The following is a 12,115-nucleotide window of genomic DNA, read 5'->3' as shown; positions in this document are numbered from 1 at the left end:
TTACTTCTTACTAACTAAAATCCCCCCTAATACAATTAAAGAAATACCAATAAGCGTTAAAATATCAGGAAATAAATCACCTAACATTACTCCAAAACCTACTGCAAAAGGAATACTTGTATAACTTACAACTCCAATAATACTAGCAGGACTTAAGCTATAAGCTCTTGTTAAAAGCCATTGAGAAGCTGTTGATAAAACAGCCATTAAAACTATTAAAAGCCAAACAATTAAATCTGTATGAATAGAAAACTTTACATAAGGCGTAAACAAAAAAAGTAAAAAAGGAATTATCACACCAATTAACATAAAAGAAAGCATGATAACTCTTGCATCATAAATATCTTTTATTTTTTTTATTGTTGCATAAGCAGCAGCTGCAAAGAAACCACCTAAAACTCCATAAATATGTTCAATTGATAAAACCATTCCAAAAGGTTTAATAATTAAAACAAGTCCAATAAACCCAATTATTAAGGCAATGAATGTATTAAAATTTATAGATTCTTTCATTAAATAAAAAGCTAAAATTGTTACAAAAAATGGTGATGTTTTATTTAATATAATAGCTTCACCAAGTGGAATTGTTGCAATTGTATAAAAGAAAAACAACATAGCAATTGTTCCAAATAATCCTCGTAAAAAAAGTAAATGAAGTTTTGAAATATTTAGAGAAACAGGAAGTTTTTTCAAAGTATAAAGAATAATTAAAACACCTAAAAGATTTCTGTAAAATACAATCTCAATAGGATCCATACTTTGTGATAATACTTTTGCAACTGCACCGTTAAGTGCTCCAAAAAAAGCACTAAAAAGCATAAATAGCATTCCCTTATCCATAAGTTTTAAGTTTATTAGCATATTATTCTTCAAGTAATTCTTCAAAATCTTCTTTACAAGAACCACAATCAGGACATTCCCAATCTTCAGGTAGTTCTTCAAAAGCAGTTCCTGGTTTAATACCAACATCAGGATCTCCAAGTTTTGGTTGATATATATAACCTCTTACTGTACAAAGATAATCATTCATCATGCTTCCTTTTTAAGTAACAATTTTTCTTCATCAAGAGATAAAAATCGCCATTGGCCACTTTTTATATCAAGAGGAAAACTTCCTATGCTGATTCGAGTAAGATTCAAAACTTTTAAAGGAGTTCCAAATTTTGGGTCTTTTAATACTCCAAATAAACGACGTATATGTCGGTTTTTACCTTCATTTATTTGAATTCTTAGTTTTGTTTTAGCTCCACCCATTCCAATTTTTTCAACCATTAAAGCTTTTAGTAAACCATATTTACTATCAACACCTTTTAAAGCTTGAGAAATATGTTCAGCTGTAACATGACCTCTTACCCAAATTTCATATATCTTATTGCAACTGCCTGGTTTTGTAAGTAAGTTATTTATTTGCCCATCTTTAGTAAATAATAAAAGTCCTTTTGAGTCTAAATCTAAACGCCCTATTGGCATCCATTGCTCATCAAAAATCCATTGTGGTAAAAAATCATAAACAGTCTTACGACCTAAGTCATCAGATCTTGTAACTAAATATCCTTTAGGCTTATTTACTGCTAAGAGTTTTTTTGAATTCTCAAAAGAGTTAGACATTTGATAGTTTCCTTATATATTTTTACTAAACATTAATTTATAATATTAATGCCATTGTATATAAATTTTATAAAGAAGGGGTAAGATGTAGAACTTTTATATTATAAAAGTTCTACTTTTTCTCTAATTGCATCTATTGAATATCGATTTAATTCAATAAAATATGAAAGTATAAAAAAGAATATTGCATATATCATTTGAGAAGACATAATATTCCAATTTTCTTGTAAACCTGAACCAAATACTAATGCTACAATTAATAAAGCACCAACTAGTAAAGTCCTAGATGTAAATAATCCTAATATTAATAAAATACCTATAATTAATTCAACAAAAGGAATTAAATAAGATGATATGCTCACCATAAACTCAGGTAAAATAGTTTTACTAAATTGCCCAATCATCCATGTATTAAAACCTTCAAGATTTAACATTCTAGCAATTCCATGTGTAAGCATATTTACACCCATAGTAAGTCGTAATATTAAATAAGCTAATTCTAAAGTTTTTTGCTTTGTATCATTCATAAATTTTCCCTTTTTTTAAAATAATGATGATTGATAATAAATGATGTATGCTCCAGCTACAAGAAGGAAAACAGCACTTATTTTTTGCATATGAGGTAAAATAGAATTAATTTTTCTACTTATAAAATCTTTTGCAAAAATTGAACTCATAATTGTAATTAGCATTAATAAACTAATACCTACAAAATAAGCTACAATATAACTAACACCTAAAGCAGAATTTGGTTCACTAAACGCTTGTGTTGCTACAACCAAGAATAAAGGAAATAAACACCCTAAAGCTCCAATTGCATAAGCGATTCCAAAGAAAAATGCTTCTTTAACTTCATTTTCATGCTTCTTTTGATTCATATGAATATTTACACTAAAATCTTTTCCTAAAAGCATTAAAACTCCAACAATAATAAGAATTGCTCCTAAAGAAATTGCAACATATTTCATATAACTTTTAATTAACTCTGCTGCTACAATAATTAAACCACTTGCAATTGCATATATCACTAAAATACCTAAAATTGAGAAAAATGCTAATTTTAAACCTCTTAACAAAAGATGTAATTTACTTTGTTCTGATACATTATTTCTAGAGATAAAAGATACGATATAAGCTGGAAGAAGTGCTACTGCACAAGGGACAAAGAATGCAAGTACCCCTTGAAGAAATGAAAAGTAAATAAAACTATTCATTGCTCAATGTATCATCTATAAGCTTAGTATATTGCTCTAATGTTAGATGACCTCTATCTTTAAAAGTAACTTCACCTTTTGAATTAAGCATAATTGTAGTAGCTTGTCCAGTTACACCAAAATCAACCATAATTTTTGGATTACCAGCAACTGATGGATAAACTAAACCATGTTTATTTGCTAATTTTGTAAGTACTTCATCTGTGTCTGTTGGGTCAATACTAATTGATACAAAATTTACTCTATCTTTATATGTTTTATAAACACTGTTAATTGACGGCCAGTTTTTAGCACAAGTTGGGCACCATGATGCTGTAAAATAAACTAATGTTGGTTTTTTAGTCTTTAAAAAACCATCTAAACTTACTTTTTCACCTGTGATTGTTGTTGCCTCAAATTGTGGAGCCATTGCTGGAGCTGCAAACATAGTTCCAATAAATAGTGTTAAACCTAATAAAATCTTTTTCATAATTATCCTTTTATTTTTTGATAAAAGAATAGTAGTAAATTTGTGTGTAGTTATTGTTTAGCCAAATAGATAATATAACATTAACTTATATTAGATTTTTATTTTAAATTTGAAGTAGAGCATCTCGTATTTGCATATAAGCAATCAAAAACTCAAATAACATTCTCCAAAATATTTCCATAAAAATAAATAGAATAATAAAAAAAGAAAGAAATTTTAATTGTTGTTTTTTGCTTAGTGTCTTCCACAATGATTCTTTAATATTCTCATAGGAAGTATTTATTAATTTATATCGTTTAATAGCCCATTTAAGTAAGATCCATGTAATAAAGGGTAAGAAAATTGCACCTAAATAATAAAATATTATTAAAATTTCAGTGCTAATAAAAGTTTTAAATGTAAGAAAATCCATTTTATAAATACCTATACTTTCTAACTTAAAGCTTATAGTTAATCAAAAAAGCAAACTTGATAAATATATTTAAACAAGTTTTACGTAGATTTCATCAATGATTGACAAAGATGTACTAGAAGTACATCAAGTCAAGATTTAAAAAAAATGAGTGAAAATTATTCCCACTCAATTGTTGCTGGTGGTTTAGATGAAATATCATAAACAACTCTATTGATACCATCAACTTCATTAATAATTCTTCTTGAAATTGTTTCTAAAATATCATGAGGAATATATGCAAATGTTGCTGTCATTCCATCTGTTGCATTAACGATTCTTACACAAACAGTGTTGTCATAAGTTCTATTATCACCCATTACACCTACTGATTTTACGTTTAATAAAACTGTAAATGCTTGCCATGTTTTATCATAGTACCCAGTTGCATGAAGAACGTCTAACATGATAGTATCAGCTTTTCTTAAAATTTCTAAATCAGGAGAATTAACATCACCCATAATTCTAATAGCAAGTCCAGGACCAGGGAAAGGATGACGTCCAATCATATCACTTGGAAGGCCAAGCTCAAGTCCTAAAAGTCTTACTTCATCTTTGAATATTTCTCTTAATGGCTCAATTAATTCAAATGTCATCCAATCAGGAAGACCACCAACATTATGGTGTGATTTAATAGTTTTTGAAGGTCCTTTTACAGATACTGATTCAATAACATCTGTGTAAAGTGTACCTTGTGCTAAAAACTCAATACCATCGTGTTTTTTAGCTTCTTTATCAAATACTTCGATAAATGTTTCACCAATAATTTTTCTTTTTCTTTCAGGGTCTGTAACACCTGCTAATTTAGATAAGAATTCTTCACTTGCATCAACTGTAATTAAAGGCACTCCTCGTGCTTTAAACATAGCTTCAACTTGTGGTCTTTCATTTGCTCTTAAAAGTCCGTTATCAACAAATACAGGTACTAACTGATCACCTATAGCTTCAGCTAAAAGTGTTGCAACAACTGATGAATCAACACCACCTGAAACACCACATAATACTTTTTTGTCTCCAACTTGTTCTTTTATTTTAGCAATTTGTTCTTTTGCAAAAGAACCCATATTCCAAGTTGATTCGCAATCACAAATATGTTTTGCAAAGTTTTTAAGAAGTTTTGCCCCTTCATCTGAATGATAAACTTCTGGATGAAATTGGAAAGCATAGATATTTCTATGAGTATCTGCAATAGCAGCATAAGGAGAATTTTCACTTGTTGCAATTTTTTCAAATCCAGCTGGAATATTTTCAACTCTATCACCATGAGACATCCAAACAATTTGACCATCAGTTGTATCTTTAAAAATTGGAGTTTCTTTTTCAAAGTTTAACTTAGCTTTACCATATTCATGATGATCAGCTGGAATAACAGAACCACCAAAATGTTGTGAAATTAATTGCATTCCATAACAAATTCCTAAAATTGGAAGTCCTAATTCAAAAATTGTAGTATCTGGATGATATGAATCTTCAGCATACACAGAAGCTGGACCACCTGAAAGGATAATTCCTTTAGGTGTTCTAGCCATAATATCTTCAATACTTTCAGAATAAGGTACTATTTCAGAATAAACACCTGATTCTCTAAGTTTTCTAGCAATGATTTGTGTATATTGACTACCGAAATCTAATACTATAATTGGTACATGTTTCATATTTTAATATCCTCTTTTTGATTTATCTAAATCGTTTAATTATTGCGATTATATCTAAAAATTTGTTTAATTATGTTTAAAACAATTAATACCTTTTCTGCTTATTTTTTACATAAAAAAAGGCTTCCAAGGAAAACCTTGAAAGCCTTTTAAACTCTTTAGAAAAGAAACTATTATCTAGTGTCCAATTCCTAAAACTTGATATTGTAAATACCAAACTGCAATAGATACAAAGTATCCAATTACAATAGTCCAAGCATATTTCATATGTGCACCAAATGTATAAATACCATGTAATTTACCCATAACACCAACACCAGCTGCAGATCCAAATGAAATCATAGATCCACCAACACCAGCTGTAAGAGTTACAAGCATCCATTGATCAAGTCCCATTTCTGGACTAGCTTTTAAAACTGCAGACATAACAGGAACATTATCTACAATCGCTGAAAGGAAACCAACACCTATATTTGACCAAGTTGGTCCTAATACTGAAGGGTCGTAAACAACTGCTGCTAATGCTAACCAACCAATAAAGTATAATGCACCTACAGCTGCAAGAATACCAAAGAAGAACATTAATGTATTATTTTCAATTTTTGCCATTGAATGGAAAATATTAAAGTGATCCACACCATATTTTCTTTTTAAACCATATGAATAAATTTTTAGTAATGATAAACCAAACATCATACCCCACATTGCTGGAAGATGTAATACTTGATGAGACATAACTGCACAGAAAATTGTAAATACACCTAAGAACATTACAACTTTTGCACCTTCAGCCATTACAGGTTTAACTTCTGTAGTCACATCAAATTCTGGTACTTCATTAGGAACGAATCTAGAAAGAATAATAGCTGTTGCTAAGTAACCAAGAATTGAAGCTGGGAATAAGAATAAGAAATCAGTAAATGCACCTTTTCCTGCTGTCCATGCCATAAGTGTAGTAATATCACCAAATGGAGACCATGCACCACCAGCATTAGCTGAAACAACAATATTAATAGCACCTGGTACTAAGAAATCTAATCTTTTCTTTTCAATAGTAATTAATACTGTTGATAAAATAAGAGCTGTTGTTAAGTTATCTGCAATTGGAGAGATAAAGAATGCTAAGAAACCAGTAACCCAGAATAGTTTTCTATATGTCATACCTTTTGAGATTAGTTTATATTTTAATGCATCAAAAACACTCATGTGAATTAATGATTCAATATATGTCATAGCAACAAATAAGAAGAAGAATATTTCAGCAATCTCTAAAATTAAATGTTGTGCTTGTGTGTGAACAAGGCCCATATCCATGTGATTTAGTGAGTAGTAAATAGCTACTAACATAAACATAAAAGTACCTATAAATAAAGCTGGTTTTGCTTTATCTATCTCATATTTTTCTTCTGCTGCAACAAAGTAATACCCTATTACAAAAATAAATAAACATGCGAACCCAACCCATGTCATAGTAATATCTGGTATTGTTCCAGTACTTGCAGAACTTGCAAATAACGAAACTGATGATACCAGTAATGCCATTAATAATTTTATCATTAATTCTCCTTGATATAATGTGCGCCAAGTGATTCCCTACGCTTTAACGCTGTTTCCAAAATAGATTTTGCCGTAAGTAGCCTTAAAAATAATAATCTTCCTACATCTTGCTTCAAATAATCATTAATTTGATGTAAAGATTTTTCTAATTCTTTTGGTTCTCTTACAATTGCTACTGTCTTCCACATAATCTTTCTAAGATTGTTTTTAATATCTTTATCAATCTTTTGATTTCTGATATATGATTTTATACTTTTTGTATAATTTTCTTGTGATATTTTAAAAATATTTTCTAATGAATCTTCAACTGCTATCTGAGAAAATACTAAACCTTCTAGTAAAGAATTTGAAGCTAGCCTATTAGCACCATGAACTCCTGTACAAGCAACTTCCCCTACTGCATATAAGTTTTTCATACCTTTAACTTTTGCATCAAGTGTAGTTTCAATTCCACCCATTGCATAATGAAAAGCAGGAGAAATAGGAACTCTTTGAGATGGTAAATCATAGCCGATGTCTTTCAAATTAGCATAAATATTTGGAAATCTTTTTTGAAAATGTTCTTTTTCAAACATTTCAAAAGATAAAAAAACACCTAAACCAGTTTTTTTATGATAATCAAAAATAGAACGAGATACGACATCACGTGGAGCTAATTCTTCGTCTTCATGATACTCTTTTAAAAATCTGTAGCCATTTTCATCAACAATATGAGCACCCTCACCTCTTAAAGCTTCTGAAAGCAAAGGCTTTCTAGCAAAGTGAGTACCTTTTACAACTGTTGGATGGAATTGCATCATTTCCATATCTTTTAAACTTAATCCTTTATGAGAAATAAGTCCTTGCATTTCACCCGCAATTGCAGTTGAATTTGTATGATATCTATAAAGAGATCCAATTCCTCCACTTGCAATTATAGTGTTGTGTGCGTAAACAACTCTTTGTTCTGTTTCACTTGTAAAAAACTGGACACCATAACAAATATTGTCTTCAATAAGTAAATCATTTACTACAGCATTTGTTACAATCTCGTGTTTACATTCTTGCAATAAAAAAAGATGAATCATTCGTCCAGTAGCATCTCCATCGGCATGAAGAATTCTATTTCTACTATGTGCTGCTTCTTTTGTAAATGCTAATTCACCTTTAGCATTTAAATCAAACTTTAAACCAGAATCAATTAAGTTTCTAACAGCTTTAAATGATTTCTGACTTAACAGTTCAACTGCTTTTTTGTCATTATAGTTTACACCAGCAGTAAGTGTATCTTGGATATGTACAGGAACGTCTGCTTCATCAACAGCAGTTGCAATTCCACCTTGTGCCCAAAAAGTATTACAATCCCATGGAGATTTTTTGCATAATACTAAAACTTTTTTATCTTTAGGGATTAGTCTTGCAGCATTTAAACCTGCAATTCCAGTACCTATTATTATATAATCGTACACCATATTATTTATTAGCTTCTTTATTTACTTTACTTTGTGTAGGTTTGTCTTGTATATAAACGGGATCACCTTTGTATCCACAACCATTAAAAGATAATATAAAACCTGCTATAATAAGCGTATGAAAAAATTGAATGAAATACTTAGTCATCTTAAAAAAAATCCTGAATTCAGAAAAATCAATACCTCTTCTACAATTGAAAAATTTATAGAAGTACTCCCTTTAAAATTAAAAAAAGGAGTTAAATTTGCCTATATAAAAGGCGAAACTTTATATTTTGTATTAACTCATCCTGTTTATAAAATGGAATTTGAGTATAACAAAGCCGATATAAAATCATTATTAAAAATAGCAAACTTTGAAAATGTTACAGATATAGCTTTTTTCATTTCAAACAAAATAGAAAAAAAAGAAAAGATTATTAAAGTAGAACCTTTATATAAAGAAAGAGCAAAAGGTGTCTTTTTTAATAAGGCAAATGATGAAAAAATTCATCAAAAGTTTGAAAATATTAGAAATATTATAAAAGAGTCTTAAAAATTTTTTCTCTTTGCTTATAATCAGAACAAAATTCTCTAACTAAAGCCCAAAACTCTTTTGAATGATTTTTATGTTTTATATGAGCTAATTCATGAATTACTACATATTCAGCTATAAACATAGGAAACTTACAAAGTTGAGTATTAAACTTTAAATCATTTTTATAATTACACGAGCCCCATGTTCTTTTGTTTTTTCTATAATTTATCGAGTTTGGATAAAGTTTCATTAGCTTTGAATACTTTTCTACTAAAGGTGGAATTATAATTTTTATCTCTTCTTTATAAAAATTATCTAGATTTTTTATTTTAAAATCTTTTAGTTTTTTTACTTCACCAAAATATAAAAATTCATCATCCTCAAAACTATTTTTCTTTGATTGCTCTAAAATTTCAAGTATCCAATTCTTTTTTTTCTCTATTAATTCATATGCATCTTGTTTTGAGAAATAAATATTAGCTTTTATGTGAACTTTACTATCAACTACTCTCAAATAACAATGTTTTATATGTTTTTTGTTTTCTAACTTAACAGTAAGTGCCAAAGAATCAAGATTATAGTTAAATTCCAAACTTTTCCTTAAGATTATTTTTGTTATAATCACGTATTATATCATAGAAATATAACACAGATTATATAAGAGGAAACATCTTAATGAAAATTGCAAACAGAATGGAAAACCTATCTACATCGGTTACTATGGCAATTACTGCCCAAGCAAGAGAGCTGAAAGCTCAAGGTAAAGACATATTAAGTTTTAGTGCAGGAGAACCTGACTTTAATACTCCAGAAGTAATTAAACAAGCTGCTATTCAAGCTATTATTGATGGACATACAAAATATACAGCCGTAGAAGGTATTACCGAAACTAAGCAATCAATCATTAATAAGTTAAAAAGAGATCACAATATAGAATATAAATTAGAAAACATTATCATTAGTAATGGAGCTAAGCACTCATTATTTAATCTTTTTCAAGTATTAATTGAAAAAGGTGATGAAGTTATTATTCCAGCTCCATATTGGGTAACTTATCCAGAACAAGTAAAGTTCTCTGATGGAGTTCCTGTTATTATTGAAACAGATGATACAACAGGTTTTAAAGTAACTGCACAACAAGTACAAAAAGCAATTACTTCTAAAACAAAAATTCTTTTATTAAACACTCCTTCTAATCCAACTGGTGCTGTTTATACAAAAGAAGAGTTAACAGCTATTGGAAAAGTACTTGAAGGTACAGATATTTTAGTATTTTCAGATGAAATGTATGAAAAGATCATGTACGATGGGAAGAAGTTTACAGCTGCGGCTGAAGTATCTGACGATATGTATATGAGAACTGTTACAATTAATGGTATTAGTAAATCAGTTGCAATGACAGGATGGAGATTTGGTTATTTAGCAACACCTAAAACAGAACTTGTAAAAGCCATGACAAAACTTCAAGGTCAAGTAACTTCAAATGTAAATTCAATCACTCAATATGCAGCTATTTCTGCACTTGAAGGTGAAGCGGATGATATGATAGAAGTAATGAGAACGGAATTTGAAAAAAGAAGAAATATTGCTGTAAAATCATTTAATAACATTGATGGTCTTACTTGTATTAATCCTGATGGTGCATTTTACTTATTTGTAAATATTCAAGGTGTAACTTCTGATTCAGTTCAATTTTGTGCAGATTTATTGGACAAAAAAGGTGTTGCTTTAGTACCTGGTTTAGCATTTGGAACAGAAGGATATATTAGATTTTCTTTTGCTACAGATCTAGCAACAATTGAAGAAGGTATTAAAAGAATCAAAGAGTTTGTAGAAAGTAAATAATTATGACTCTTCAAAAAAAAGCTACAGTCGTATCAAGTTCAGTTGCGGCACTTCTTACTATTATGAAACTTGTTATAGGAATAGCTAGTGGATCAGTTGCTGTTTTAGCTTCAGCAATTGATTCAGTTCTTGACATGTTTGTTTCACTTTTTAACTATTTTGCAATATCGAATTCAGAAAAACCAGCAGACAAAGAGTTTAATTATGGACGTGGAAAAATTGAAGCCTTGGCTTCAGTTATTGAAGGTACTATAATTACAATTTCTGGTTTATTTTTACTTTATCAAGCAATCAAAAAAGCAATTAATGGTGAAATCTCACAATATATGGGAACATCTATTACAGTTATGATTATATCTTTAATAATAACTATTTCTTTAGTAATTTACTTAAACAAAGTTGCTAAAAAAACAAACTCTATGGTTATAAAAGCAGATGCTTTACATTATAAAACTGATGTATACTCAAATGTTGCTGTATTAACATCATTGGTTTTAGTTCACTTAACAGGCTATGAAATAATTGATGTTCTAGTTGGAAGTGGAATTGCATTATATATTATTTACTCTTCTTATGAATTAATTCATGATGGTGTATTAGTACTACTTGATCGTGCAGTTGAGCATGATATTGTAGAGAAAATAGAAGATATTATAAAAAGTAAAGAAAAAGTAAATACTCATCATCTTTTAAAAACAAGAGAAGCTGGTCATCAAACTTTTGTAGAAGTTCATTTAGTTTTTGATTGTATCATTACTTTAATGGATGCACATAGAGTTAGTGATAAAATAGAACATGAAATTGAAGAATTAGACAAAAATAGAGATTGGATAATAAATATTCATATGGATCCATATGATGATTTTACAATTAATGATATGAAATAGAAGGTAAACTATGAAAAAAACTTTTTTAATCTATCTTATTTTAGCTTTAAGCACTTTTTTAAATGCTCAAATAAACTACAATACTGCAAAACTTTATAAAGATGATATTTCAGCTAAACAAGCCTATAAAATGCAAGAAGATGGGGCATTACTTATTGACGTTAGAACAAAAGCAGAATTCAAAGAATTAAGAGCAGTAAATTCTATCAATATTCCTATTTTTTATGCAAAAAATGGAAAAAGAGCATTTAATAAATCTTTTTTAAGAGAAATTTATCAAGCATCAAATAAGAATTTGTCAAAAAAAATAATCTTAATTTGTAGAAGTGGTTCTAGAACAAAACTTGCTAGTAATCTACTTGCAGAACAAGGTTTTAACGATATTTATAATGTTAAATATGGATTTAAATTTGATTGGTTAAAAGCAAAACTCCCGACACAAAAATAATATATAATTTTAA

At 29.0% G+C, this 12,115-nt stretch carries 15 protein-coding genes; 4 read left to right on the top strand and 11 right to left on the bottom strand.

Annotated elements, in window-relative coordinates:
* The 10 genes from D3Z07_RS01065 to nadB form a co-directional block, all read right to left on the bottom strand.
* The gene (locus D3Z07_RS01065; protein WP_228200559.1) at positions 1 to 861 is read right to left on the bottom strand and encodes a DMT family transporter; all 861 of its coding nucleotides are present in this window, start codon (positions 859 to 861) and stop codon (positions 1 to 3) included.
* 1 nt (position 862) lies between these two features.
* The gene (locus D3Z07_RS01060) at positions 863 to 1,030 is read right to left on the bottom strand and encodes a rubredoxin (protein WP_122892852.1); all 168 of its coding nucleotides are present in this window, start codon (positions 1,028 to 1,030) and stop codon (positions 863 to 865) included.
* Positions 1,030 to 1,608, bottom strand: coding sequence for a pseudouridine synthase (locus D3Z07_RS01055; protein WP_122892851.1), 579 nt, complete (start codon positions 1,606 to 1,608; stop codon positions 1,030 to 1,032). The genes D3Z07_RS01060 and D3Z07_RS01055 overlap by 1 nt, the downstream gene beginning before the upstream one ends.
* 101 nt (positions 1,609 to 1,709) lie before the next feature.
* Complete coding sequence (locus tag D3Z07_RS01050) at positions 1,710 to 2,135, bottom strand: DoxX family membrane protein (RefSeq protein ID WP_076087321.1); 426 nt, start codon at positions 2,133 to 2,135, stop codon at positions 1,710 to 1,712.
* A gap of 15 nt (positions 2,136 to 2,150) precedes the next feature.
* Complete coding sequence (locus tag D3Z07_RS01045; RefSeq protein ID WP_122892850.1) at positions 2,151 to 2,822, bottom strand: cytochrome c biogenesis CcdA family protein; 672 nt, start codon at positions 2,820 to 2,822, stop codon at positions 2,151 to 2,153.
* On the bottom strand, positions 2,815 to 3,291 hold the full coding sequence (locus D3Z07_RS01040) for a TlpA family protein disulfide reductase (protein WP_122892849.1): 477 nt from the start codon (positions 3,289 to 3,291) through the stop codon (positions 2,815 to 2,817). Before D3Z07_RS01040 ends, D3Z07_RS01045 begins: the two co-directional genes overlap by 8 nt.
* A gap of 103 nt (positions 3,292 to 3,394) precedes the next feature.
* The gene (locus tag D3Z07_RS14410; protein ID WP_076087328.1) at positions 3,395 to 3,703 is read right to left on the bottom strand and encodes a DUF4282 domain-containing protein; all 309 of its coding nucleotides are present in this window, start codon (positions 3,701 to 3,703) and stop codon (positions 3,395 to 3,397) included.
* 158 nt (positions 3,704 to 3,861) lie between these two features.
* Entirely contained in the window at positions 3,862 to 5,397 is a 1,536-nt protein-coding gene (gene guaA / locus D3Z07_RS01030; RefSeq protein ID WP_076087330.1) for a glutamine-hydrolyzing GMP synthase, read from the bottom strand.
* Between the two features lie 177 nt (positions 5,398 to 5,574).
* Positions 5,575 to 6,954 carry a sodium:proton antiporter NhaD gene (gene nhaD / locus D3Z07_RS01025; RefSeq protein ID WP_076087332.1) on the bottom strand — a complete coding sequence of 460 codons (1,380 nt, stop codon included), beginning with the start codon at positions 6,952 to 6,954 and terminating at the stop codon, positions 5,575 to 5,577.
* Positions 6,954 to 8,405, bottom strand: coding sequence for an L-aspartate oxidase (gene nadB, locus D3Z07_RS01020; RefSeq protein WP_076087334.1), 1,452 nt, complete (start codon positions 8,403 to 8,405; stop codon positions 6,954 to 6,956). Before nadB ends, nhaD begins: the two co-directional genes overlap by 1 nt.
* A 118-nt stretch (positions 8,406 to 8,523) precedes the next feature.
* On the opposite strand from nadB, the gene D3Z07_RS01015 reads away from it, so the two are divergent.
* The gene (locus D3Z07_RS01015) at positions 8,524 to 8,940 is read left to right on the top strand and encodes a DciA family protein (protein ID WP_076087336.1); all 417 of its coding nucleotides are present in this window, start codon (positions 8,524 to 8,526) and stop codon (positions 8,938 to 8,940) included.
* On the opposite strand, the gene D3Z07_RS01010 is transcribed toward D3Z07_RS01015, so the two are convergent.
* Entirely contained in the window at positions 8,924 to 9,514 is a 591-nt protein-coding gene (locus tag D3Z07_RS01010; RefSeq protein WP_076087338.1) for a M48 family metallopeptidase, read from the bottom strand. The two genes, D3Z07_RS01015 and D3Z07_RS01010, sit on opposite strands and share 17 nt — an antisense overlap.
* Positions 9,515 to 9,597: 83 nt before the next feature.
* On the opposite strand from D3Z07_RS01010, the gene D3Z07_RS01005 reads away from it, so the two are divergent.
* From D3Z07_RS01005 to D3Z07_RS00995, 3 genes are read left to right on the top strand one after another with little or no spacing between them, the layout of a single operon-like run.
* Positions 9,598 to 10,767 carry a pyridoxal phosphate-dependent aminotransferase gene (locus D3Z07_RS01005; protein ID WP_076087340.1) on the top strand — a complete coding sequence of 390 codons (1,170 nt, stop codon included), beginning with the start codon at positions 9,598 to 9,600 and terminating at the stop codon, positions 10,765 to 10,767.
* Positions 10,768 to 10,769: 2 nt separating this feature from the next.
* Complete coding sequence (locus tag D3Z07_RS01000) at positions 10,770 to 11,654, top strand: cation diffusion facilitator family transporter (protein ID WP_206423290.1); 885 nt, start codon at positions 10,770 to 10,772, stop codon at positions 11,652 to 11,654.
* 10 nt (positions 11,655 to 11,664) lie between these two features.
* Entirely contained in the window at positions 11,665 to 12,102 is a 438-nt protein-coding gene (locus D3Z07_RS00995) for a rhodanese-like domain-containing protein (RefSeq protein ID WP_122892847.1), read from the top strand.
* Positions 12,103 to 12,115 lie beyond the last annotated feature (13 nt).

Source organism: Arcobacter peruensis (assembly GCF_003711085.1).
Taxonomy (GTDB): Bacteria; Campylobacterota; Campylobacteria; order Campylobacterales; family Arcobacteraceae; genus Poseidonibacter; species Poseidonibacter parvus.
Note: the sequence above shows the minus strand (reverse complement) of the source record. Positions and strands in the feature narration are given on the sequence as shown.

Coding starts and splice junctions, on each gene's coding strand:
- D3Z07_RS01065 (WP_228200559.1), bottom strand. CDS start 861: ATGCTAATAAACTTAAAACTTATGGATAAGGGAATGCTATTTATGCTT.
- D3Z07_RS01060 (WP_122892852.1), bottom strand. CDS start 1,030: ATGAATGATTATCTTTGTACAGTAAGAGGTTATATATATCAACCAAAA.
- D3Z07_RS01055 (WP_122892851.1), bottom strand. CDS start 1,608: ATGTCTAACTCTTTTGAGAATTCAAAAAAACTCTTAGCAGTAAATAAG.
- D3Z07_RS01050 (WP_076087321.1), bottom strand. CDS start 2,135: ATGAATGATACAAAGCAAAAAACTTTAGAATTAGCTTATTTAATATTA.
- D3Z07_RS01045 (WP_122892850.1), bottom strand. CDS start 2,822: ATGAATAGTTTTATTTACTTTTCATTTCTTCAAGGGGTACTTGCATTC.
- D3Z07_RS01040 (WP_122892849.1), bottom strand. CDS start 3,291: ATGAAAAAGATTTTATTAGGTTTAACACTATTTATTGGAACTATGTTT.
- D3Z07_RS14410 (WP_076087328.1), bottom strand. CDS start 3,703: ATGGATTTTCTTACATTTAAAACTTTTATTAGCACTGAAATTTTAATA.
- guaA (WP_076087330.1), bottom strand. CDS start 5,397: ATGAAACATGTACCAATTATAGTATTAGATTTCGGTAGTCAATATACA.
- nhaD (WP_076087332.1), bottom strand. CDS start 6,954: ATGATAAAATTATTAATGGCATTACTGGTATCATCAGTTTCGTTATTT.
- nadB (WP_076087334.1), bottom strand. CDS start 8,405: ATGGTGTACGATTATATAATAATAGGTACTGGAATTGCAGGTTTAAAT.
- D3Z07_RS01015 (WP_076087336.1), top strand. CDS start 8,524: ATGAAAAAATTGAATGAAATACTTAGTCATCTTAAAAAAAATCCTGAA.
- D3Z07_RS01005 (WP_076087340.1), top strand. CDS start 9,598: ATGAAAATTGCAAACAGAATGGAAAACCTATCTACATCGGTTACTATG.
- D3Z07_RS01000 (WP_206423290.1), top strand. CDS start 10,770: ATGACTCTTCAAAAAAAAGCTACAGTCGTATCAAGTTCAGTTGCGGCA.
- D3Z07_RS00995 (WP_122892847.1), top strand. CDS start 11,665: ATGAAAAAAACTTTTTTAATCTATCTTATTTTAGCTTTAAGCACTTTT.